Consider the following 22,084-nt stretch of genomic DNA (forward strand, 5'->3'; position numbering starts at 1 on the left):
GATTACTCGTCAGCGCCCTTGTCGACCACTTTGCGACCACGGTATACGCCTTCTGGCGAAACGTGGTGACGCAGGTGAACTTCACCGGTGGTTTTCTCTACCGACAGCGCGTTTTCCGACAGGGCGTCGTGCGAACGGCGCATGTCACGGGCAGAGCGGGATTTTTTGTTCTGCTGAACAGCCATAATTGATTAACTCCTAAACGTTTGGGTCACGCTTTAACTGCGCCAAAACACTGAACGGGTTGGACCGCGATACCTCGTCCTTGCTCGATTCGGGCTCGTCTGCGCCCGCCGGCTGCTGGCATTCTTCCGGATGATGAGCAGGCACGATTGGCAAGGCGAGCAAAAGCTCCTCCTCGACCAATGCCTGCAGATCCAAAGGATCTTCGCCCAGTTCCAGCACGTCATAGCCTTTCGGCAACGACTGGGTATTCGCACCCTCCTTCACCACTGCGTAAGTACATTCGCTGTGGATCGGCAGGGTGACCAGCTCAAGACAACGCTGGCAAACCATCTTGACTTCGACGTCCAGCTCGCTGTGGATAACCACCACGTGCTGTTCATCTCGTTCAAAATCGAACTTCGCCTGCACCGTACCGACATTGTCGGAAAGCGGGTCGCAGAGTCTTTCCAAATCAGCGAGTTGCAGCGAACCGTTAAGGGTTACGCCACGATCGGCTAATTTGCGCGGGTCAACGTGAGGTGGAATCGGGTCATTCAACATAGGCGCAGCATTCTAGGGATGCCCCCCGCCCCTGTCAAAGGAAATTAGGCGGCATCGTGCGTGATAGAATTGGTTCAACCGAACCCGGAGTCTACCATGCTTCCTTTGTTACTGGCTTCCAGCTCTGCCTATCGCCGCGAACTGCTCGCACGCCTGCACCTGCCCTTCACCTGGGCAAGCCCTGATATAGACGAGCAACGCCTGGATGGCGAGCCGCCCGTGGAGCTGGTACGCCGGCTGGCCAGGCAAAAGGCCGAGGCACTGGCAGACAGCTACCCTGGGCACCTGATTATCGGCTCGGACCAGGTTGCAGTATTGGGTGAGCAGGTGCTGGGCAAGCCGCACACGTTCGAGCGCGCCTGCGAGCAACTGCTGGAGTGCAGCGGGCAACAGGTGAGCTTTCTGACCGGGCTGGCGCTGCTCAACAGCTCAACCGGGCACTGCCAGGTGGATTGCGTGCCGTTTACGGTGACGCTGCGCGAGTTGAACAGGGAGCGGGTCGAGCGTTATGTGGCAGCGGAACAACCGCTGGATTGCGCTGGCAGCTTCAAGGCGGAGGGGCTGGGGGTTAGCTTGTTCCAGGGCACGCACGGGTGCGATGCGACCAGCCTGATCGGGCTGCCGTTGATTCGGCTGGTGGATATGCTGATGAAGGAAGGGGTGGAGATACCTTAGCCTGGCTTGAGTTTTTTGTTGTCAGCGAGGTCGAGCGCCGCCCGCGCGGCGCATCGCGAGCTACGCTCGCTCCTACGTTTGTTTCTGGCCAGTAACGCCTGTTACAGGCGCGCGCGACCGCCTTGTTTGTGCGACGCGATATTGCGTCATGCGCCAAGGCGTTCGCGTGCAAATGGCACAGGAATGGAAGGGGTGGAGATACCTTAGCCTGGCTTGAGTTTTTTGTTGTCAGCGAGGTCGAGCGCCGCCCGCGCGGCGCATCGCGAGCTACGCTCGCTCCTACGTTTGTTTCAGGCCAGTAACGCCTGTTACAGGCGCGCGCGACCGCCTTGTTTGTGCGACGCGATATTGCGTCATGCGCCAAGGCGTTCGCGCGCAAATGACACAGGAATGGAAGGGGTGGAGATACCTTAGCCTGGCTTGAGTTTTTTTGTTGTCAGCGAGGTCGAGCGCCGCCCGCGCGGCGCATCGCGAGCTACGCTCGCTCCTACGTTTGTTTCGGGCCAGTAACGCCTGTTACAGGCGCGCGCGACCGCCTTGTTTGTGCGAGGTGATATTGCGTCATGCGCCAAGGCGTTCGCGTGCAAATGGCACAGGAATGATTGGCCTGAAACAAACGTAGGAGCGAGCGCAGCTCGCGATGCGCCGCGCGGGCGGCGCTCGACCTCACAAACCCCGCGAATCGCGCGACAAACACCGCGCGACGAGCCCTCAGCGCAACTGCGGCCCCTGGAACCCCATCCACATCGCCAGGTGCTCAGCCACGCTGGCCCCCACGCGCTTGGAGAAGCGATCGAACGGCGACTCCTGAACGGTGAAGTCCACCAACTCTTTCTCACCCACGATCTCACGCGCCACATAGCTGGCACTGCCCAGGCCATCCACAAGCCCCAACGCCTTGGCCTGCTCACCCGACCAGATCAGGCCACTGAACAACTCCGGGTGCTCCTTATCCTTCAGGCGCTCACCCCGCCCCTGCTTGACCATGGCGATGAACTGCTGGTGCGTGGTATCCAGCACACCCTGCCAGAACCGGGTCTCTTCTGGTTTTTCCGGCGAAAAAGGATCAAGGAACGCCTTGTGCTCACCCGAAGTGTAGGCACGCCGCTCGACCCCCAGCTTCTCCATGGTGCCGACAAAGCCATAACCGGCCGCCGTCACGCCAATGGAACCCACCAGGCTGGCCTTGTCGGCATAGATCTCGTCCGCCGCACTGGCGATGTAATAGGCACCGGAAGCACCAAGATCAGTGATGACCGCATACAGCTTGATGGCGGGATACTCAGCACGCAGGCGACGGATTTCGTCATACACGTAACCCGCTTGCACCGGGCTGCCACCCGGGCTGTTGATGCGCATCACCACAGCCTTGGTCTTGTCGTCCCTGAACGCCTCTCGCAAGCTCTTGACGATGTTGTCGGCGCTGGCAGCCTCCTGATCGGCAATCACCCCGCGCACCTCGACCAGCGCGGTATGGCTGGCACTGCGCGAAGCAGCCTTGTCCATGTCCATCAGCGGCGAGAACAACGCCAGAATGCCGAACAAGTAGACGAAGGTCAGCAGCTTGAAGAAGATCCCCCAGCGCCGTGACCGTCGCTGCTCCTGCACGCTGGCCAGCAAGGTCTTTTCCAGCAGCTTCCAGCTGTTGCGCTCTTCGCGCTCCTCGCGCTCGGCCTCGGGGGCTTTCCATTCGTCTGCCATGCTTACCTACCTTGGAAGTGGAATTGCGGAACCACCCAGCCACTCGCGCAACTGGGAAAAGTGATCGATGCATACCTGCGGACCAAACTCGGCCAGCGCCTGCAGCGACATGGCACCATAGCCAACCGCCACCGAATGCATGCCGGCATTGCTGGCCATTTGCAGGTCGAATGCCGAATCTCCGACCATCAGCGCACGCGCCGGTTCGACACCACAATGGCCGAGGATTTCCTCAAGCATCAGCGGGTGCGGCTTGCCCCGGGTCTCGTCAGCGGCGCGGGTGATATCGAAGAACTGCTCCCAACCATTGGCCTTGAGCACCCGATCCAGCCCGCGACGGGCCTTGCCGGTGGCCACCGCCAGGCGGTAACCCTCGGCACGAAAGGCATCCAGCGACTCGACCACGCCATCGAACAGCGGCGAAGGCTGCTGATCCAGCGCAACGTAGACATCGGCATAGTGCTGACGGAAGCTGGCAACCCCTGCGGGCGACAGGTGTGGGTACAAGGTATGGATCGCCTCGTCCAAGGCCAGACCGATGATACCCTTGACCGCAGCGTCGCTGCTCTGCGCCTCGCCGGCACGCTCGGCGGCAACATTCATGGCCTGGACGATACGCCCAATGGAATCGGCCAGAGTGCCATCCCAGTCGAAGATCAGTAGCTCATAGCCCTTTTTCATGGATCAGGACGCACTCAGCCGTTCAATGGTTTTCGCCCAAACCTCATCCACAGGCGCCTCGAGCTTCAACTCGCCACCGTCTGGTAGCGGCACGGTCAACGCATAGGCATGCAGGAACAGGCGCTTGCCACCCAGCTCACGAATTTCGCGACTGAAATCTTCGTCGCCGTATTTGCTGTCGCCAGCGATCATGTGCCCGGCATGCAGGGTATGCACGCGGATCTGATGGGTACGACCGGTGATCGGGCGCGCCTCGACAATGGTGGCAAAGTCACCAAAGCGGCGCAGCACGCGAAACAGGGTGAGCGCCTCCTTGCCTTCCTCGTTCACTTCGACCATGCGCTCGCCAGAACGCAGGTTGCTCTTGAGCAACGGCGCGTTGACCTGCTTTTTCGAGGTTGGCCAGTGGCCGCGCACCAGCGCCATGTAGCGCTTGTCGACACCATCGCCGCGCAGGGCGGCATGCAGGTGGCGCAGCATGCTGCGCTTCTTGGCAATCATCAACAGGCCAGACGTGTCGCGATCCAGGCGGTGCACCAGCTCCAGCTCCTTGGCGTCGGGGCGCAACTGGCGCAGCGCCTCGATCACCCCGAAGCTCAGGCCACTGCCGCCATGCACGGCGATGCCGGCCGGCTTGTTCATCACGATAAGCGCCTTGTCTTCGTAGACAATGGCGGCTTCCAGGCGCTGCAGCAGGCCTTGGGCCACCGGTGCCGGCTCGTCTCGCTCCGGCAGGCGAACGGGCGGCACCCGTACGATGTCGCCGACCTGGATTTTGTACTCCGGCTTGACGCGGCCCTTGTTGACCCTCACCTCACCCTTGCGCAGGATGCGGTAGACCAGTGTCTTGGGCACGCCCTTGAGGGCCGTGATGAGGAAATTATCGATGCGTTGGCCGGCAAGCTCCGGCGCGACTTCGATCAGCTGAACGCCGGAAGTCGGAGGGGTATTGGTCGTCATTGCGGGATCATAACAATTTTTTATGGAATTGAAGCACTTAATCATTGCTGCTATAGTCGCGAACGCCGCCAAAAGCGGCAGGCCAGCGGCACCAGGCTCTTTGCCGGTCCCTGACCTTCGCAATTCTCCAGGACGCGAGGCCGTCCTACGGGGTTTTCGCCAGTTTACCGAAATGCCTGGAATCGCCACCAGCGCCGTGTAGAGAAGACCGAAAAAAAACGACAAGTGCGGTGTTTCACCTGCTTACCCGATTCTTTTCGCTGCACCTCTGCCCGCGAGTCGCTTCCACGCAACGCCCGGCGAATGCTTCGGAAATACCTGCCTTGGACATGAATGGCGCCAGCGCAGAACCAGCGCTGGCGAAAAATGCAACCCGTTGCGGATTCAGCGCGCGGCAGCACCCGAATTATCAGGGATACGTGCAGGGTGGAGATGCACAGCCCTCGGACCGTGTAGCACCGCGTCCGGCCACCAGCCCACTGACGGCTGGTGAGCGGATAAGGTCCTGAACAGATGCCCACCGGGCGTCCACGGCTGACGGTTGATTCCTCCTCCTGACTGAGTGCACAAGGCCCGCTTGGTTGATTCGGATACCTATTCGAAGCCACCGGGGCCTTGTTGGCACCGCAGCAAACAGGACGCGTCGTCGCGACAACGGCAGGCTGGGCAACCGGCTGGTGCCGAACGTCGCTCGACACGGGGGTGGCCCGGCCACCCTTTGCGCACCTTGGCACCGACCATGAGACGTCGTGTGTGCCGAACGCCGTTTCCGGCAGCCCGGAAACCGACGGTACAACATGAAAAGAATGCTGATTAACGCGACTCAACCCGAAGAGTTGCGTGTAGCCCTGGTGGACGGCCAACGTCTCTACGATCTGGACATCGAGTCCGGCGCGCGCGAGCAGAAAAAGGCCAACATCTACAAAGGCAAGATCACCCGCATCGAACCCAGCCTCGAAGCCGCCTTCGTCGACTTCGGTTCCGAACGTCACGGCTTCCTGCCGCTGAAAGAAATCTCCCGCGAGTACTTCAAGAAGGCCCCAGAAGGCCGGGTCAACATCAAGGAAGTGCTCAGCGAAGGCCAGGAAGTCATTGTCCAGGTCGAGAAGGAAGAGCGCGGCAACAAAGGCGCCGCCCTCACTACCTTCATCAGCCTGGCCGGCCGCTACCTGGTGCTGATGCCCAACAACCCACGTGCCGGTGGCATCTCCCGCCGCATCGAAGGCGAAGAGCGCAACGAACTGCGCGAAGCGCTGAACGGCCTGACCGTGCCGGGCGACATGGGCCTGATCGTGCGCACTGCCGGCCTTGGCCGCAGCAGCGAAGAAATGCAGTGGGACCTGGACTACCTGCTGCAACTGTGGACCGCCATCAAGGAAGCGTCCCTAGACCGCGCCGCGCCATTCCTGATCTATCAGGAAAGCAACGTCATCATCCGCGCCATTCGCGACTACCTGCGCCAGGACATCGGCGAAGTGCTGATCGACAGCATCGAAGCCCAGGAAGAAGCGCTGACCTTCATCCGCCAGGTGATGCCGCAGTACGCCAGCAAGGTCAAGCTGTACGAAGACAGCGTGCCGCTGTTCAACCGCTTCCAGATCGAAAGCCAGATCGAGACGGCCTTCCAGCGCGTGGTTGACCTGCCGTCCGGTGGCTCGATCGTGATCGACCCGACCGAAGCCCTGGTGTCCATCGACATCAACTCGGCGCGCGCCACCAAAGGCAGCGACATCGAAGAAACCGCCCTGCAGACCAACCTGGAAGCGGCCGAGGAAATCGCCCGCCAGCTGCGCCTGCGTGACATCGGCGGCCTGATCGTCATCGACTTCATCGACATGACCCCGGCGAAGAACCAGCGCGCCGTTGAAGAGCGCGTTCGCGAATGCCTGGAAGCCGACCGCGCCCGCGTGCAGGTAGGCCGCATCTCACGCTTCGGCCTGCTGGAAATGTCCCGCCAGCGTCTGCGCCCATCGCTGGGCGAAAGCAGCGGCATCGTCTGCCCACGCTGCTCCGGCACCGGCATCATCCGTGATGTCGAGTCGCTGTCGCTGGCCATCCTGCGCCTGATCGAAGAAGAAGCCCTGAAGGACCGCACCGCCGAAGTACGTGCCCAAGTGCCGATCCCGGTGGCCGCCTTCCTGCTGAACGAAAAGCGCAATTCGATCACCAAGATAGAGCTGCGCACCCGTGCGCGCATCATCATCCTGCCGAACGACCACCTGGAGACCCCGCACTTCGAAGTCCAGCGCCTGCGCGACGACAACCCTGAAGTGCTGAACAACCAGTCCAGCTACGAAATCGCCGCCGCCGAAGCCGAAGAAGCGCCGCAGCCGACCGCCACTCGCACCCTGGTACGCCAGGAAGCCGCAGTGAAGACGGCCCCGGCCCGCGCCAACGCACCGGTACCGGCCACCGCTGAAGAGTCCCAGCCTGCCGCCCCGGTCGCCCCTGCCCCGAGCGCTCCGGAGCCAAGCCTGTTCAAGGGCCTGGTGAAGTCGCTGGTCAGCCTGTTCGCCGGCAAGGACGAGCCTGCCGCCGCGCCAGTGGTTCCCGCCGCCGAAAAACCGGCTGCCGAACGCAGCCCGCGCAACGAAGAGCGCCGCAACGGCCGCCAGCAAAGCCGCAACCGCAACGGCCGCCGCGACGAAGAACGCAAGCCGCGTGAAGAGCGTGCCGAGCGTGCACCGCGCGAGGAACGCGCCCCACGTGAAGAGCGTGCACCGCGTGAGGAGCGCGCCCCACGCGAAGAACGTGCACCGCGTGAAGAACGTGCTCCACGCCAGCCACGCGAAGACCGCCGTAGCAACCGCGGCGAAGAGCGCGTTCGCGAACTGCGCGAGCCGCTGGACGCTACCCCGCCAGCCGAACGTGAAGAGCGCCAGCCGCGTGAAGAGCGTGCTCCACGCGAAGAGCGCGCACCTCGTGAAGAGCGTGCCCCTCGCGAAGAACGTGCTCCACGCGAAGAGCGCGCCCCTCGTGAAGAACGTGCTCCACGCGAAGAGCGCGCCCCTCGTGAAGAACGTGCTCCACGCGAAGAGCGCGCACCTCGTGAAGAACGTGCTCCACGTGAAGAACGCGCACCTCGTGAAGAACGTGCTCCACGTGAAGAGCGCGCCCCTCGCGAAGAACGTGCCCCGCGCCCACCACGCGAAGAGCGCCAACCACGCGCTGCCGAAGAAGCAACCGAACAGGCTGCCGAACTGGCCGAAGAGCAACTGCCAAGCGAAGAGCTGCTGCAAGACGAGCAGGAAGGCACCGATGGCGAGCGCCCGCGCCGCCGCTCCCGTGGCCAGCGTCGTCGCAGCAACCGTCGTGAGCGTCAGCGCAACGCCAATGGCGAGCTGATCGACGGCAGTGAAGAAGAAGGCAGCGAAGAGCAGCCACAACAGCACCAGGCCACCGAGCTGAGTGCCGAACTGGCCGCCGGCCTTGCCGTGACTGCCGCTGTCGCAAGCAGCAACATCAGCTCCGACGCAGAAGCCCAGGCCAACCAGCAGGCAGAACGTGCCACCGCCGAAGTCGCTGCTGTTGCAGAAACCGACAGCAGCGAAGCCGCCCAGCCGGCTGAGCCCGTCGAAGCAGTCGCCAAAGCTGAAGAAGCAGCCGTGGCCCCAGCGGTAGAGCAGCCGGTCACCGAGCCAGTGACCGTAGCCGAGGCAACTGCCGAGCCTGTGGTCGAAACTGCCCCGCAGCCTGTTGCTGAAAATACTCCTGCTGTTGAGCCGGCCGTGGTTGCAGAACCCGTGGCCACTCAAACCCCAGTAGAAGCCCCAGCGGTGGAAGGCGGCGAGAGCGAACAGGCCCCGGCCATGGTCGAAGTCACCCCGGTTGCCGTGCAGCCTGCCCCGGTTGTCGAAGCCCAGCCAGAAGTGGCGGCCGAACCTGCACCTGCAGCGGCCGAACCTGCCACTGTCATGCTGGCCAACGGCCGCGCACCGAACGACCCACGTGAAGTGCGTCGCCGCAAGCGTGAGGCCGAGGCTGCTGCCAAAGCCGCACAGGAAGCTGCTGCAGCCTCCCAGGAGCCAGCCTTGGAATCCGCCGATGAGCACAAACCTCATCACGGCTGATAGCCAAAGCTGAATGAAAAAGCCCCGCCAGTTCGCACTGGCGGGGCTTTTTTTGGCTTGCTGTCCCGGCCTCTTCGCGGGTAAACCCGCTCCTACGGGAGGTTCACAGGCAGCCAATCAGTAAAGATTAGGCTCCATCTCCAGCTCAACCCCAAACCGCTCGAGGATATCCGCCTGGATCTGCCGCGCCAGCGCATGCATCTGCGCCCCGCTCGCCTGCCCATAGTTGACCAGCACCAGCGACTGCAAGCGATGCACGCCAGCATCACCCTCACGATGGCCCTTCCAGCCCGCCTGCTCGATCAACCAGCCCGCCGCCAGCTTCACCTGACCATCAGCCTGGGGATATGCCACAACCCCCGGATACTGCGCACGAATACGCTCGACCAGATCAGCCGTCACCACCGGGTTCTTGAAGAAGCTCCCGGCATTGCCAAGCTCTGCCGGGTCTGGCAGCTTCTCGCGGCGAATGCTGCAGATTGCATCACTGATCGCTTGCGCGGTCAGCTCGCTCTCACCCTGCTCAGACAGGCGTTGGCGCACCGGACCGTAGTCCAGTTGAGCGTGCAGGGTGCGGGTCAAGGCAAAGCGCACACGCAAGATCAACCAGCGGCCGGGGTTGCGCTTGAAAAGGCTGTCGCGATAGCCGAAAGCACATTCCGCCAAACTGAAGTCATGCAGCTCGCCAGTCTCACGATCCAGGGCTGTCAGCCCGTTGAATACGTCCTTGATTTCCACCCCGTAAGCGCCCACGTTCTGCATCGGCGCGGCACCCACGGTGCCAGGGATCAGGCTGAGGTTCTCCAGCCCGCAATAGCCCTGCGCCAGCGTCCACTGCACAAACGCGTGCCATGGCTCACCGGCCTCGGCCTCGACCACGATACGCTCGCCATCGTCACTGACCACACGCCGACCGCGGCTGGCCATGTGCAGCACCAGAGCATCGATATCGCGGGTCAGCAGCAGGTTGCTGCCACCACCGATCACAAATACCGGCAGGCCCTTCTGGTGTGCCTGGCTCAGTGCCTGACGCACCTGCTGGTCGTCCTGCACCTGGCTGAAATAGCGCGCCTTCACGTCAATGCCGAAGGTATTGTAAGGCTTGAGCGATACCTGCTCCTGCCACTGCACTGTCATAGACGCCCCTTGATTTCCAGCACCAGCGACTGGCAAGCCGCTTCCACCAGATCCAGCACCTGCTCGAAGCCGTCGGCGCCACCGTAGTACGGGTCTGGCACCTCATCCAGTGCTGCTCCGTAACGGCGCAAGAACAGGTCGAGTTCGCCCACCGCCGTGGACGGACGCAGGGCGCGCAGATCGCGCAGGTTGTGCTCATCCATGGCCAACACCAGGTCGTACTCGGCGAAGTGCGATGCCTTGACCTGCTGGGCGCGTTGTTGAGACAAATCGTAACCGCGTGCCAGAGCCGCCTTGCAGGTGCGGCTGTCTGGCGCTTTGCCGACATGCCAGTCACCGGTACCCGCAGAAGCTACCTGCACCTTGTCGGCGAGCCCCGCGGCGTGCAACTGATGGCGAAGCACGCCTTCGGCAGTGGGCGAGCGGCAGATGTTGCCCAGGCAAACAAACAGGACGCGCATCAGGCCTCCAGCAAGCGCCGTACGCGCTCCAGATCCTCAGGGGTATCTACACCCACGGCAGGCGCCTCGATGGCGTCCTCGATGTGAATGCGCACGCCGTGCCACAGGGCACGCAGCTGCTCCAGCGCTTCGGCCTGCTCAAGCCAGCATGGGCCCCAGCTGACGAAGTGCTGCAGGAAGCCGACACGGTAGGCATACATGCCAATATGGCGGCGATATGGCACACCATGCGGCAGCACGTCACGGCCCTTGGCAAAGGTATCGCGGGCCCAGGGCAGCGGCGCCCGGCTGAACGTCAGAGCCAGGCCGTTCTTGTCACTCACCACCTTGACCGCGTTAGGGTTGAACACGGTTTCCGGCTCATGGATAGGCTCGGCCAGGGTGGCGATGCCGGCTTCCGGATGTGCAGCCAGGTTGGCCGCCACCTGGTCGATGATCACCGGCGGGATCAGCGGCTCATCGCCCTGCACGTTGACCACGATGGCATCAGCCGGCAAGCCAAGGTGGGCAGCCACTTCGGCCAGCCGGTCGGTGCCGGACTCATGATCGGCACGGGTCATCAGCACTTCGGCGCCGAAGGCCTGGCAGGCTTCGAGGATGCTGGTGTCGTCGGTGGCGATGACCACACGGCTGGCACCGCTCTTGCGGGCTTGCTCCCACACATGCTGCACCATCGGCTTGCCAGCAATCAGCAGCAGCGGTTTGCCTGGCAGGCGCGTGGAGCGCAGCCGGGCGGGAATCACTACCGTAAAATCCAGGCTCATTTGTCAAGGCGCTCGTCGTCGGTCAGGGTGCGCGCCTCGCTTTCCAGCATGACCGGGATACCGTCGCGAATCGGGTAGGCCAGGCCAGCGCCTTTGCTGATCAGCTCGGTCTTGTCGGCGCTCAGCTTGAGCGGGCCCTTGGTAATCGGGCAGGCGAGGATATCGAGCAGTTTGGTGTCCATTGGAGGCTTCCTTTAGGCCAGGTGGCCGGAAATTGAAAACGGGCTCAGGGTTGGCGCAACAAGCGTTGCAGCTGGTTGTCGAACCAGGCGCTGAAAGCCGGCGTAGGCTGCGCTTCGACGGCCAGGTACCACCAGTCGTCCGCGGCAAAGGCCCGGCATTTCACCGCATCCTTCTCGGTCATGACCAGCGGCAGTGGCGGGCTGAAAGCCAGGCTCCGGGCACTGAACTGCGCATGGTCGGCAAAGGGATGCGGCACCGGCTGCCAGTTTAGCCCCAGCAGGGTGTTGAAGAAACGTTGCGGGTTGCCGATACCGGCTACCGCATGCAAGCGCTGGCCGGCGGGGAAATAGTCGAGCGGACGGCGCTCGCCACTGCGCAGGTTGACCAGGGCGGACGGCTGCAGGCGGAAACCGAAACCATCGGTGCGGTCTTCGCTGGCGCCGTTGAACAGCACCGCGTCAGCCTCACGCAAGCGCTCGGCCGGCTCACGCAACGGCCCCGCCGGCAGGCAGCGGCCATTGCCCAGGCCGCGGGCAGCGTCGATCAGCACCAGTTCCAGGTCACGGGCCAGGCGGTAATGCTGCATACCGTCGTCGCACAGGATCAAGTCGAGGGGTTCGCTGGCCAGCAATGCCTGCACGGCCTGGGCACGATCGGGGTCGATCATCAGTGGCACGCCGGTGCGTTGCACGATCAGCAGCGGCTCGTCGCCCGCCTGACCGGCCGGCTGATCGGCCTGCACCCGCCACGGCAGCCGTGGAGGCTTGGCACCATAGCCACGGCTGACCACGCCCACCTTCAGCCCTTGCTGGCGACAGTGCTCGATCAGCCAGAGGATCATTGGCGTCTTGCCGGTGCCACCGACGGTGATATTGCCCACCACAATGACCGGTACCGGTGCCCGGTAGCTGGCACTGTCACCCCTTAGAAAACGCGCGCGCTTGCGCGTGACCACGCGGCGATACAAGGCCTCCAGCGGTCGCAGCAGCGCCAGCGACGGATGCCCGGCGTACCAGGCGGCGAGCAAGCGGTCGGTGAAAGCCATCAAGGCGTGCCCTGGGCCGCCTCGACGGTGGTCATGCGCAACTGGCTGAAACCGAGCTTGCCGGCAGCATCCATTGCGGTGACCACAGCCTGGTGCGGGGTCTTGCCGTCGGCGCTGATGGCCAGCGGCAGCGTGTTGTCGCCGCCCGACTCGCGCTCTATGGCCTCGCTCAGGGTGGCCAGGTCGCTTTTGGGTAGCAGGTGGTTGTTCACCGAGTACACGCCTTCGGCGCTGATGGTGATTTCCACCAGCTTGCCCTGGTCAGCCGGCGCCCGCTCGGCGCTGGTGGCCTCGGGCAGCTCGACGCGCAGTTGGGTCTCGCGCGTGAAAGTGGTGGTGACCACGAAGAACAGCAGCAGGACGAACACCACGTCGATCAGCGACGCCAGGTTGATGTCGACGTTCTCCCGCTGGCGATTGCGCCGGAACTTCACCCCTTGCCTCCGGCCACTTCCACTTCACGGTCGCCCTGGATCACTTCCACCAGCTTGATCGCCTCCTGCTCCATGCCGATCACCAGTTCATCGATACGACGCAGCAGGAAGCGGTGGAAGAACACCGCCGGGATACCGACCATCAGGCCAGCCGCAGTGGTGACCAGGGCCTTGGAGATACCACTGGCCAGTACGGCGGCGTTGGCAGTCATCTGCGAGCCCATGAAGGCGCTGAAAATGTCGATCATACCCAGCACGGTGCCCAGCAGGCCCAGCAGAGGCGCCATGGCGGCGATGGTGCCGAGGGTACTGATGTAGCGTTCCAGTTCGTGGATGACGCGCGAGGCGGCCTCCTCGATGCACTCTTTCATGATTTCCCGACCGTGACGCGAATTGGCCAGGCCCGCCGCGAGGATTTCCCCCAGTGGCGAATCGGCACGCAGGGCCTTGAGCTTGTCACTGGTCAGTTGCTTGTCCTTGATCCAAATCCACACCTGGCCCAGCAGGTGCGGCGGGGTGACGCGACTGGCGCGCAAGGTCCACAGCCGTTCGACGACGATAGCCATGGCAGCGATGGAGCTCAGAATGATCGGCAGCATCATCCAACCACCGGACTTGACCAATTCCCACACAATAAACGCCCCTTCGGAAAAAGGCCGCCACTCTACCATAGGCGCGCCGGGGGCTCATCTGCCGGAGGTCAGGGAATTGGGGGTGGGGCTGACGGGTGCTTGCCGTTACAGGTTCAGCGGCCGTGAGATCGAGCGCCGCCTGTATGGCGGTAGAGGTGCGTCGCCTGGGAGATCGAGCGCCGCCTGTATGGCGGTAGAGGTGCGTCGCCTGGGAGACCGAGCGCCGCCCGCGCGGCGCATCGCGAGCTGCGCTCGCTCCTACGTTTGTTTCGGGCCAATCATTCCTGTGGGATTTGCGCGCGTACGCCTTGGCGCATGGCTCGATATCGCGCCGTACAAACAAGGCGGTCGCGCGCGCCTGCCACAGGCGTTACTGGCCCGAAACAAACGTAGGAGCGAGCGCAGCTCGCGATGCGCCGCGCGGGCGGCGCTCGATTTCTGCCACCCCCTAAAACCGACGGCAAACACACCCGGCCATTGCGCAACGTCATGCCAGGCGGTGTGGCCTTGAGGGTATGGCGGTAGAGGTGCGTCGCCTGGGAGACCGAGCGCCGCCCGCGCGGCGCATCGCGAGCTGCGCTCGCTCCTACGTTTGTTTCGGGCCAATCATTCCTGTGGGATTTGCGCGCGAACGCCTTGGCGCATGGCTCGATATCGCGCCGTACAAACAAGGCGGTCGCGCGCGCCTGCCACAGGCGTCACTGGCCAGAAACAAACGTAGGAGCGAGCAAAGCTCGCGATGCGCCGCGCGGGCGGCGCTCGATTTCTGCCACCCCCTAAAACCGACGGCAAACACACCCGGCCATTGCGCAACGTCATGCCAGGCGGTGTGGCCTTGAGGGTATGGCGGTAGAGGTGCGTCGCCTGGGAGACCGAGCGCCGCCCGCGCGGCGCATCGCGAGCTGCGCTCGCTCCTACGTTTGTTTCGGGCCAATCATTCCTGTGGGATTTGCGCGCGAACGCCTTGGCGCTTGGCGCGATATTGCGCCGAACAAACAAAACGGTCGCGCGCGTCTGCCGCAGGCGTTACTGGCCCGAAACAAACGTAGGAGCGAGCGCAGCTCGCGATGCGCCGCGCGGGCGGCGCTCGATTTCTGCCACCCCCTAAAACCGACGGCAAACACACCCGGCCATTGCGCAACGTCATGCCAGGCGGTGTGGCCTTGAGGGTATGGCGGTAGAGGTGCGTCGCCTGGGAGACCGAGCGCCGCCCGCGCGGCGCATCGCGAGCTGCGCTCGCTCCTACGTTTGTTTCGGGCCAATCATTCCTGTGGGATTTGCGCGCGAACGCCTTGGCGCTTGGCACGATATTGCGTCGTACAAACAAGGCGGTCGCGCGCGCCTGTCACAGGCGTCACTGGCCAGAAACAAACGTAGGAGCGAGCGCAGCTCGCGATGCGCCGCGCGGGCGGCGCTCGATTTCTGCCACCCCATAAAACCCACGGCAAACACACCCGGCCATTGCGCAACGTCATGCCAGGCGGTGTGGCCTTGAGGGTATGGCGGTAGAGGTGCGTCGCCTGGGAGACCGAGCGCCGCCCGCGCGGCGCATCGCGAGCTGCGCTCGCTCCTACGTTTGTTTCGGGCCAATCATTCCTGTGGGATTTGCGCGCGAACGCCTTGGCGCTTGGCGCGATATTGCGCCGAACAAACAAAACGGTCGCGCGCGTCTGCCGCAGGCGTTACTGGCCCGAAACAAACGTAGGAGCGAGCGCAGCTCGCGATGCGCCGCGCGGGCGGCGCTCGATCTCATGGCCGCTAAACCTGTAACGACGTACACCTAACACCTAACCCCCTAATCCAGTTGAGCCCGCCAAAACCGCCGCTGCCCCCGAACGAACTCAACTTCTCCCTGCCGCCCCAACACCAACCGCAACGCGCCCTCCACCGCCGTGTCATGCACCGCCAACCCATGCCGCTGATAACGCTCCATCACCTGCACATGCGGGTGCCCGAAGTTGTTGTTGCGCCCTCGCGAAATCAATACCCCCCGCGCTGCGGTTGCCCGAATGAACGCCTCGGTGGACGAGCTGCGGCTGCCATGATGCGGCGCCTGCAGCCAGTCGATACGCGGCGCTTCAGTCTCTGCCAACCAGGCCCGTTCGGCCGCAGCTTCCATATCCCCCGCCAGCAGCAGACGCTCGCCCTGCGCCTCTATCAACAACACACAAGAACGGTCATTGCTGCTCTGCCCGTCCGCCCAGCGCCACAGCGAAAAACGCACGCCATCCCAGTCCCATTGCTCGCCACTGACGCAAGGCTGCAATTGCACGTCATCCAGCGCTTCCCCACCAATTGCCCGCCTGACCGGCAGACCACGTTGTATTGCCGCAGCACCGCCAGCATGGTCAGCATGTGCATGACTGATCACCATCAGGTCGAGGCTACCCACCCCCAGCTTGCGCAGAGTCGGCAGCACCACCCGCTCCCCCAGGTCGCTCTCTCCCCGGGCCGGACCGGCATCGTAGAGCAGGGTGTGATGCCTAGTCTGCAGCAGCACCGCCAGCCCCTGACCGACATCCAATTGCCAGACCTCGACCTGGCCGAACGGCACTGGCTCCCTGGGCACCCACAGTGCCAGCAACATGACCCCACCCAACCCACGCAAAGGCACGCCACGGGGCAGCAGCACCAGCAGCGCACCCAGCACCACCAGTAGCCAGGCCCACCCTGGCAGCACCGGGGGCACCCACGCCGGATGCTGCTGCGCCACCAACGCCAGCAACCGGAACAGCCATTCCAGCAGGCCACCCGCCATCCACAGCAGCGCGTCCCCTACCCCACCCAGCGGCAGCAGCACTGTACCCAGCAACGCCAACGGCAACACCGCCAGGCTGACCCATGGCACCGCGACAAGATTGGCCAGCGGCGCACTCAGGCTCACCGGCAACCCCGTGGCCAGCAACACCGGCAGCAAACCAATGGCGATCACCCATTGCGCACGCGTCCAGGCCTGCCAGGGCCGCCAACCCCCCAACCGGGCACTGAAGCAGTAGATGAGCGTGGCCACGGCGGCGAACGACAGCCAGAACCCAGGCAGCAACGCCGCCAGTGGCTCGAAGACCAGCACAGCGACCAGTGCAAGCAGCAACGGAAAAAAAGCGCCAAGGTGGCGAAAGCGCAGACGCCAGAGCAGCACCACGGCCAGCATCAGACAGGCCCGCTGCACTGGCACCCCACCACCCGCCAGCCAGCCGTAGGCCAGCGCTGCGGCCATGGCCAGGCCACAGGCCCAGGGTAACCACAGTAGCCTTGCCGGCCATAGCCCCCAACGCGCCAGCCCGGCGACCAGGCCATAGAGCAAACCGGCGACCAGGCCGATGTGCTGGCCGGAAATCACCAGCAGGTGCACCGTGCCGGTGGCCTGCAACGTCTGCCAGTCCTCCCGGGCCAGGCCCGCACCATCGCCAAGCACCAGTGCCACCAGCGCGGCCTGCCGGCCATTGGCTTCGACCATCAGCAAGCGTTGACGCAGCGCATCGCGCCAACCACCGGCGACTGGCGCCAGCAACTGCCCGGCCTTGACCGTACCCGTAGCCCCCACCCGTCGCGCCAGCAATTGCGCTTCCCGGTCAGGCCCGTGCGGGTTCAGCAGCCCGGCCGGGCGCTGCAAGGTCACCGCCAGCCGCCACTGCTCGCCCGCCCGCAGCGGCGGCCCATCGAACCAGCTCAGTTGCAAACGCTGAGGCAGTTCGGCCCGCCGCGAGCGTGGCGCTTCCAGCTCGAAACGCACGCCTTGTGCAGTGCGGGCCGGCAAACCCGCCACCCGCCCCTCCAGCCACAAGGTGCGCCCCTCCAGGCCGGCAGCCAGACGATCATCAAGGGCCTGCTGAGCAGACCCGCACGCCCAACACAGGCCCAGCAGAAACCAACCCAACGGCCAGACGCGGGTAAACAGGCTGCCGACAGCGCAGGCCGCCAGGGTTATCAACCATCCGACCGATGGCAATGCGGGCAGAAAGCCCAGGCACAACAGCCCGAGCGCGAGCGCAAACATCCCTGTGCGCATGAGGTAGAGCTCCAGAAGGCGAGTCACCTCCTGAGGCATAGCTCAATTGCCGGCATCGCTTGCTCAACAATTGTCACAAACTCTAAACGAGGCGGAGCAGGATTAAGGGCATACTGCCAGGGTCAACGCTCCGGGAGCCTACATGCCGCGCCGACTTTTCAAACGCTACATGCCGGACCCGACCAGCATTCGGGAACACAAGTCCTTACGCTTTTTCGGCAAATTGCTGCACGACCCCAACCTCTGGCACCTGAACCGCCATTCGGTGGCCAGAGCCATGGGTGTGGGCCTGTTCGCGGCGCTTATTCCCATACCGATGCAGATGCTGCTGGCGGCGGCCCTGGCGATCCCGGTGCGCGGCAACCTGCCGGTCGCCGTCAGCCTGGTGTGGCTGACCAACCCGTTGACCATGCCGCCGGTGTTCTTCGTCACCTACATGACCGGTGCCTGGCTGATGCAGGTACCGCCGCGCACCCTGCCCGACGAGCTGACCTTCCAGTGGATCACCGACCAGCTGTCGACGCTGTGGCAACCCTTCCTGCTCGGCTCGGTGGTGTGCGGCGTGGTGCTGGGCATCCTCGCCTACTTCACCACCATGTTCTACTGGCGCTGGTGGGTGGGCCGGCAGTGGCGTCGTCGCCAATGCCGGTGCAAGGCTTCAGGCCCGCATGCCACGGCCGCTGACCAGCAAGCGAACGCAAACAACGTAGAGCACCGCAGTGGCCACCAGCATGAAGGTGATCGCCGTGCCAATGCTGATATCCGACACCCCTAGAATGCCGTAGCGGAACGAGTTGACCATGTGCAGCACCGGGTTGGCCAACGACACGGTCTGCCAGAACGGCGGCAGCAGGTTGATCGAGTAGAACACTCCGCCCAGGTAGGTCAACGGCGTCAGCACGAAGGTCGGGATGATCGAAATATCGTCGAAGTTACGCGCAAACACGGCGTTGACGAAGCCAAGCAGCGAAAAGATGGTGGCCGTCAGCAGCACAACCACCACGGTCACGCCCAGGTGGTGCACCTGCAGGTCGGTGAAGAACATCGACAAAATGGTCACGATCACACCCACCGCCAAACCACGCAGCACCCCACCCAGCACATAGCCGACGAGAATGGTGTGCGGCGACACCGGCGACACCATCAGTTCTTCGATCGAGCGCTGGAACTTGCTGCCGAAAAAGCTCGACACCACGTTGCCATAGGAGTTGGTGATCACCGACATCATGATCAGCCCCGGCACGATGTACTGCATGTAGGTGAAGCCACCCATATCGCCGATCTGCCGGCCAATCAGGTTACCGAAGATGACGAAGTACAGCACCATGGTGATCGCTGGCGGCAGCAACGTTTGCGGCCAGATGCGCAGGAAGCGCCGCACTTCGCGGTAGACGATGGTGTTCAGGGCGACCCAGTTGGTGCGCAGTTCCACACTCATACGGCCACCTTCGACAGGTTTTTTTCCACCAGGGACACGAACAGCTCCTCAAGTCGGTTGGTCTTGTTGCGCAGGCTCTGCACCTCGATGTTCTGCAGCGCCAGCTGGCCGAACAGCGCGGTGATGCCGATGTCCTTGTCCACCTGCACTTCCAGGGTATGCGGGGTCAGCAGCCGGCACGGGTAGCCCTGCAGTACCGGCGCCGCGGCCAGGTCCTGCTTGAGGTCGAGCACAAAGGTTTCGACATGCAGCTTGCCCAGCAACTGGCGCATGCTGGTGTTCTCGACGATGGTGCCATGGTCGATGATGCCGATGTTACGGCACAGCTGTTCAGCCTCTTCCAGGTAGTGGGTGGTGAGGATGATGGTGATGCCCTTCTGGTTCAGCTCGGTAAGGAAGCTCCACATCGAGCGGCGCAGCTCGATATCCACCCCGGCGGTGGGTTCGTCCAGGATCAGCAGACGCGGTTCGTGGATCAATGCGCGGGCAATCATCAGGCGCCGCTTCATGCCGCCAGACAACGAACGCGACTGCACATCACGTTTGTCCCACAGGCCCAGCTGGGTCAGGTACTGCTCGGCACGCTCCTTGGCCAGCTTGGGCGGGATGCCGTAATACCCGGCCTGGGTCACGACGATGTCGAAGGTCTTCTCGAACTGGTTGAAGTTGAACTCTTGCGGCACCACGCCCAGGCAACGCTTGAGCGCGGAGGGCTCGCGGTCCAGGTCGTGACCGAACACGCTCACTGTGCCGCTGGTCTTGTTCACCAGGGTCGAGAGAATGCCAATGGTGGTGGATTTGCCGGCACCGTTGGGGCCGAGCAAGGCGAAGAAGTCGCCTTCGGCAACATCGAGGTCGATGCCTTTGAGGGCCTGAAAGCCATTGCCGTAGGTCTTGGTCAGCTGTCGGATGGACAGGGCAGAACTCATAGCGGGTCACTTACCGAAGAAAAAGGTGCAGGACACGCCAGGTAAAGTCACTGGCGCAGTGCGTGCAGCCATGGTGCAAGGCCAGGCTGCACAAGTACAGTCACATCTATTGATAATGACTATCGAAGCGGGTTCAAGTGAGCGCAGTCATCACTGCGGCCTGGTAGGCCGGGCGTTGCTTCAGGCGCTCATACCAGGCCTGAAGGTGGTACATGTCGGGGCGCTCGATGGGCATTTCGAACCAGGCATAGATGAAGCTACCCAGTGGGATGTCGCCCATGCCGATCTGGTCACCGGACAGGTACGGCTGATTGGCCAGGGTTTCGTCGGCAATGGCCAGTAATTGCGCGCACTGCTTGTGCGCGGCGTTGATCGCCACCCAGTCGCGCTGGTCTTCCGGCGTGCGCAGCAGGCCCCAGAACAGGGGCCGGAATGGGGTAGCGAAGGACGATGTGGTCCAGTCCATCCATTTGTCGGCCAGGGCGCGTTGGCGTGGGTCTGCCTGATACCAGCCCTGCTCAGTGCCGTACTCCGCGCACAGGTAGCGGACGATGGTGTTGGACTCCCACAAGGTCAGGTCGCCGTCTTCGAGCATCGGCACCAGACCGTTGGGGTTTCGGGCACGGTAGTGCGGCTCGTTGACCACGCCGAAGGCGCCACCGGCGTCGATGGACTCGAAGTCCAGGCCCAGTTCGTGGGCGATCCACAGTGCCTTGCGCACATTGCTCGAATTCTTGCGGCCCCAGATCTTCAGCATGGCAACATCCTTTTGAATGCGGAGGTGGCACAGTCTACTCCAGACCTTCGCCGCCTGTACCGGCCTCTTCGCGGGCAAGCCCGCTCTCATCAAACAAAATACAACCCACTGTTTTCTAAGCACTCAAGCGGCCACCAGCTGATACCCCAGTTTCCGGGCTTTGCGGAGCAAAGCCCGGACCTGCCGGTCCTGGCTTCTGGTTTCGAACTCCTCAAGACCTTTTTCAACATAAGCCTGCTTCTTGGTTAAAAGGTTGTACACCAGACGTGCCAACTGATGCGCAGTGGCCTTGATGGCGCAGCTGGTATCCATTCGAGTCAGTCTGGCTCGGTGCGATGCACCAATGAAACCCTTGTCGTTACGGGCATTGGATGCAGCCTGCTTGAGTGCTTGAGCTGCTCGATTGACTATTTTTGGCCCACCACTTGCCAGTCGATGACCGCCGGAGATTCGAGTAGGGGGAGCCAGTCCCAACCAAGAGCAGAAGTGCTGTGAGGACGGGAAGCGTGATAGATCTGTACCGATCTCCCCTGTCAGCACTAATGCAGTGTCCACCCCAATGGTTGGAATTGCGGTTAGGTCCACGCCAAGAACTTTCCACAATGTCTGATGCAGTTCAGTCTGTTGGGCACCGTTTCGGTGCGGGCTCCGTAAAGGCTTATTGGATGGCTCTGGCTTGTTTTGCAGCACCGGCAACTGCTCTAACGCGGCTTTTATGGCGTCGTCACAATCAGCAATTTGCTGCTCCAGGAAGTCATAGGCAGCCAATTCCTGAGTTAGCGCATGCAAATGCTCGCGCCGCCAATTGCCATGAAGACTCCGAGCGACAGCCTCCTTGCCTGCCTTGATGCGGCGGTCGGTCAGTTCAGCCAGTTGCACTGGGTCCCGTTCACCTGCGCAGATGGCTCGCAAAATCTTCATGCCAGTTACGCCGGAAATATCACTGATGACATTGGCCAGCTGGATGTTCATTTGGCTCATGGCCTTTTGCATCCGGTTCAGCGTCTGCGCCTGGTCTTTCACTTTGGAAGCACGCTGCCTGACCAATGACCGGACGCAGCAGGTCAGATCATCGGGGCGGAATGCGCCTCTGAGCAGTCCATGAGTCATCAGCTGCCAAATCCACTGGCAATCCAGCACATCTGATTTACGGCCCGTGATTTGCCGAGTTGCTCTGGCATTGACGAGATAAACCTCAAAACCGCGCTCGCTGAGAATCTCGTAAATTGGAATCCAATAAACCCCCGTGGATTCCATGGCAACGACCTTGATCCCCAGGCTTTCAAGCCAGTTAGCCATCTTGAGCAGGTCGTCAGTAAAGGACGTGAACGACTGGACGGGATTTTCGTGCCGGGGATCGACCGCCACGAAATGCTCTCGACCACCGACATCGATCGCTGCGCAATCGGGATGGACGACGGTAAAGCGTTGCTTGGAAGGCTTGCGCGCCATGATGAATCCTCGCAGGATAAAGGGCGCGCG

Annotated in this window: 19 protein-coding genes and 1 pseudogene; 3 read left to right on the forward strand and 17 right to left on the reverse strand. The window is 62.9% G+C overall.

Translation table 11 applies throughout. From position 1 onward, the window contains the following. Window positions 1–2: 2 nt before the first annotated feature. Window positions 3–185: a 50S ribosomal protein L32 gene (gene rpmF, locus AC3B5Q_RS18610; RefSeq protein ID WP_003247154.1), complete on the reverse strand. Its 183-nt coding sequence runs from the start codon at window positions 183–185 to the stop codon at window positions 3–5. 13 nt (window positions 186–198) lie between these two features. Then, window positions 199–726 carry a YceD family protein gene (locus AC3B5Q_RS18615; RefSeq protein WP_010952934.1) on the reverse strand — a complete coding sequence of 176 codons (528 nt, stop codon included), beginning with the start codon at window positions 724–726 and terminating at the stop codon, window positions 199–201. A gap of 96 nt (window positions 727–822) precedes the next feature. Here AC3B5Q_RS18615 and AC3B5Q_RS18620 point away from each other — a divergent pair, with 96 nt between their 5' ends. After that, complete coding sequence (locus AC3B5Q_RS18620; protein WP_488392702.1) at window positions 823–1,401, forward strand: Maf family protein; 579 nt, start codon at window positions 823–825, stop codon at window positions 1,399–1,401. 711 nt (window positions 1,402–2,112) lie between these two features. On the opposite strand, the gene AC3B5Q_RS18625 is transcribed toward AC3B5Q_RS18620, so the two are convergent. Genes AC3B5Q_RS18625 through rluC form a run of 3 tightly spaced genes read right to left on the reverse strand, consistent with a single transcriptional unit; the run spans window position 2,113 to window position 4,743 of the window. Continuing rightward, window positions 2,113–3,102, reverse strand: a complete 990-nt coding sequence (locus AC3B5Q_RS18625) for a S49 family peptidase (RefSeq protein WP_021784978.1) — start codon at window positions 3,100–3,102, stop codon at window positions 2,113–2,115. A gap of 6 nt (window positions 3,103–3,108) precedes the next feature. After that, entirely contained in the window at window positions 3,109–3,783 is a 675-nt protein-coding gene (locus AC3B5Q_RS18630; protein WP_021784977.1) for an HAD family hydrolase, read from the reverse strand. A gap of 3 nt (window positions 3,784–3,786) precedes the next feature. Further along, on the reverse strand, window positions 3,787–4,743 hold the full coding sequence (rluC, locus tag AC3B5Q_RS18635) for a 23S rRNA pseudouridine(955/2504/2580) synthase RluC (RefSeq protein ID WP_488392703.1): 957 nt from the start codon (window positions 4,741–4,743) through the stop codon (window positions 3,787–3,789). Window positions 4,744–5,540: 797 nt separating this feature from the next. On the opposite strand from rluC, the gene rne reads away from it, so the two are divergent. Beyond that, complete coding sequence (gene rne / locus AC3B5Q_RS18640; protein WP_338443903.1) at window positions 5,541–8,813, forward strand: ribonuclease E; 3,273 nt, start codon at window positions 5,541–5,543, stop codon at window positions 8,811–8,813. Between the two features lie 117 nt (window positions 8,814–8,930). On the opposite strand, the gene murB is transcribed toward rne, so the two are convergent. From murB to AC3B5Q_RS18680, 8 genes are all read right to left on the reverse strand, one after another. After that, on the reverse strand, window positions 8,931–9,950 hold the full coding sequence (gene murB / locus AC3B5Q_RS18645; protein ID WP_028698220.1) for a UDP-N-acetylmuramate dehydrogenase: 1,020 nt from the start codon (window positions 9,948–9,950) through the stop codon (window positions 8,931–8,933). After that, entirely contained in the window at window positions 9,947–10,411 is a 465-nt protein-coding gene (locus AC3B5Q_RS18650) for a low molecular weight protein-tyrosine-phosphatase (RefSeq protein ID WP_019752229.1), read from the reverse strand. The genes murB and AC3B5Q_RS18650 overlap by 4 nt, the downstream gene beginning before the upstream one ends. Then, window positions 10,411–11,175 (reverse strand): 3-deoxy-manno-octulosonate cytidylyltransferase, encoded by a 765-nt coding sequence (gene kdsB, locus AC3B5Q_RS18655; protein WP_021784973.1) that lies wholly within the window; start codon window positions 11,173–11,175, stop codon window positions 10,411–10,413. Before kdsB ends, AC3B5Q_RS18650 begins: the two co-directional genes overlap by 1 nt. Further along, window positions 11,172–11,357 carry a Trm112 family protein gene (locus tag AC3B5Q_RS18660; RefSeq protein WP_003247142.1) on the reverse strand — a complete coding sequence of 62 codons (186 nt, stop codon included), beginning with the start codon at window positions 11,355–11,357 and terminating at the stop codon, window positions 11,172–11,174. Before AC3B5Q_RS18660 ends, kdsB begins: the two co-directional genes overlap by 4 nt. Before the next feature lie 44 nt (window positions 11,358–11,401). Further along, a complete protein-coding gene (gene lpxK / locus AC3B5Q_RS18665) occupies window positions 11,402–12,403 on the reverse strand; it encodes a tetraacyldisaccharide 4'-kinase (protein WP_021784972.1) in 1,002 nt (333 codons plus the stop codon). Continuing rightward, window positions 12,403–12,837: a flagellar polar localization protein PocB gene (gene pocB / locus AC3B5Q_RS18670; protein ID WP_021784971.1), complete on the reverse strand. Its 435-nt coding sequence runs from the start codon at window positions 12,835–12,837 to the stop codon at window positions 12,403–12,405. The genes lpxK and pocB overlap by 1 nt, the downstream gene beginning before the upstream one ends. Then, window positions 12,834–13,469 carry a flagellar polar localization protein PocA gene (gene pocA, locus AC3B5Q_RS18675; RefSeq protein WP_031322710.1) on the reverse strand — a complete coding sequence of 212 codons (636 nt, stop codon included), beginning with the start codon at window positions 13,467–13,469 and terminating at the stop codon, window positions 12,834–12,836. Before pocA ends, pocB begins: the two co-directional genes overlap by 4 nt. Window positions 13,470–15,264: 1,795 nt before the next feature. Further along, window positions 15,265–17,478, reverse strand: a complete 2,214-nt coding sequence (locus tag AC3B5Q_RS18680; protein WP_488392704.1) for a DNA internalization-related competence protein ComEC/Rec2 — start codon at window positions 17,476–17,478, stop codon at window positions 15,265–15,267. A 142-nt stretch (window positions 17,479–17,620) separates the two neighbouring features. On the opposite strand from AC3B5Q_RS18680, the pseudogene AC3B5Q_RS18685 reads away from it, so the two are divergent. After that, window positions 17,621–18,127: pseudogene (locus tag AC3B5Q_RS18685) on the forward strand (DUF2062 domain-containing protein); the annotation flags it as partial. 9 nt (window positions 18,128–18,136) lie between these two features. Here AC3B5Q_RS18685 and AC3B5Q_RS18690 read toward each other — a convergent pair. From AC3B5Q_RS18690 to AC3B5Q_RS18705, 4 genes are all read right to left on the reverse strand, one after another. After that, window positions 18,137–18,916, reverse strand: a complete 780-nt coding sequence (locus AC3B5Q_RS18690) for an ABC transporter permease (RefSeq protein WP_003247128.1) — start codon at window positions 18,914–18,916, stop codon at window positions 18,137–18,139. Next, complete coding sequence (locus tag AC3B5Q_RS18695) at window positions 18,913–19,845, reverse strand: ABC transporter ATP-binding protein (protein WP_019752231.1); 933 nt, start codon at window positions 19,843–19,845, stop codon at window positions 18,913–18,915. The genes AC3B5Q_RS18690 and AC3B5Q_RS18695 overlap by 4 nt, the downstream gene beginning before the upstream one ends. A 133-nt stretch (window positions 19,846–19,978) precedes the next feature. Then, window positions 19,979–20,602 carry a glutathione S-transferase gene (locus AC3B5Q_RS18700; protein WP_084852364.1) on the reverse strand — a complete coding sequence of 208 codons (624 nt, stop codon included), beginning with the start codon at window positions 20,600–20,602 and terminating at the stop codon, window positions 19,979–19,981. 123 nt (window positions 20,603–20,725) lie between these two features. After that, complete coding sequence (locus AC3B5Q_RS18705) at window positions 20,726–22,054, reverse strand: IS110-like element ISPpu9 family transposase (protein WP_274119533.1); 1,329 nt, start codon at window positions 22,052–22,054, stop codon at window positions 20,726–20,728. Window positions 22,055–22,084: the final 30 nt, after the last annotated feature.

It is taken from the genome of Pseudomonas sp. D5(2026), assembly GCF_057766845.1.

Bases quoted from the DNA above. Each gene is read 5' to 3' on its own strand.
- rne (WP_338443903.1), top strand. From the start codon at position 5,541: ATGAAAAGAATGCTGATTAACGCGACTCAACCCGAAGAGTTGCGTGTA.
- AC3B5Q_RS18625 (WP_021784978.1), bottom strand. From the start codon at position 3,102: ATGGCAGACGAATGGAAAGCCCCCGAGGCCGAGCGCGAGGAGCGCGAA.
- rpmF (WP_003247154.1), bottom strand. From the start codon at position 185: ATGGCTGTTCAGCAGAACAAAAAATCCCGCTCTGCCCGTGACATGCGC.
- lpxK (WP_021784972.1), bottom strand. From the start codon at position 12,403: ATGGCTTTCACCGACCGCTTGCTCGCCGCCTGGTACGCCGGGCATCCG.
- AC3B5Q_RS18615 (WP_010952934.1), bottom strand. From the start codon at position 726: ATGTTGAATGACCCGATTCCACCTCACGTTGACCCGCGCAAATTAGCC.
- kdsB (WP_021784973.1), bottom strand. From the start codon at position 11,175: ATGAGCCTGGATTTTACGGTAGTGATTCCCGCCCGGCTGCGCTCCACG.
- AC3B5Q_RS18650 (WP_019752229.1), bottom strand. From the start codon at position 10,411: ATGCGCGTCCTGTTTGTTTGCCTGGGCAACATCTGCCGCTCGCCCACT.
- AC3B5Q_RS18630 (WP_021784977.1), bottom strand. From the start codon at position 3,783: ATGAAAAAGGGCTATGAGCTACTGATCTTCGACTGGGATGGCACTCTG.
- AC3B5Q_RS18705 (WP_274119533.1), bottom strand. From the start codon at position 22,054: ATGGCGCGCAAGCCTTCCAAGCAACGCTTTACCGTCGTCCATCCCGAT.
- AC3B5Q_RS18695 (WP_019752231.1), bottom strand. From the start codon at position 19,845: ATGAGTTCTGCCCTGTCCATCCGACAGCTGACCAAGACCTACGGCAAT.
- murB (WP_028698220.1), bottom strand. From the start codon at position 9,950: ATGACAGTGCAGTGGCAGGAGCAGGTATCGCTCAAGCCTTACAATACC.
- AC3B5Q_RS18680 (WP_488392704.1), bottom strand. From the start codon at position 17,478: ATGCGCACAGGGATGTTTGCGCTCGCGCTCGGGCTGTTGTGCCTGGGC.
- AC3B5Q_RS18700 (WP_084852364.1), bottom strand. From the start codon at position 20,602: ATGCTGAAGATCTGGGGCCGCAAGAATTCGAGCAATGTGCGCAAGGCA.
- AC3B5Q_RS18620 (WP_488392702.1), top strand. From the start codon at position 823: ATGCTTCCTTTGTTACTGGCTTCCAGCTCTGCCTATCGCCGCGAACTG.
- rluC (WP_488392703.1), bottom strand. From the start codon at position 4,743: ATGACGACCAATACCCCTCCGACTTCCGGCGTTCAGCTGATCGAAGTC.
- AC3B5Q_RS18690 (WP_003247128.1), bottom strand. From the start codon at position 18,916: ATGAGTGTGGAACTGCGCACCAACTGGGTCGCCCTGAACACCATCGTC.
- AC3B5Q_RS18660 (WP_003247142.1), bottom strand. From the start codon at position 11,357: ATGGACACCAAACTGCTCGATATCCTCGCCTGCCCGATTACCAAGGGC.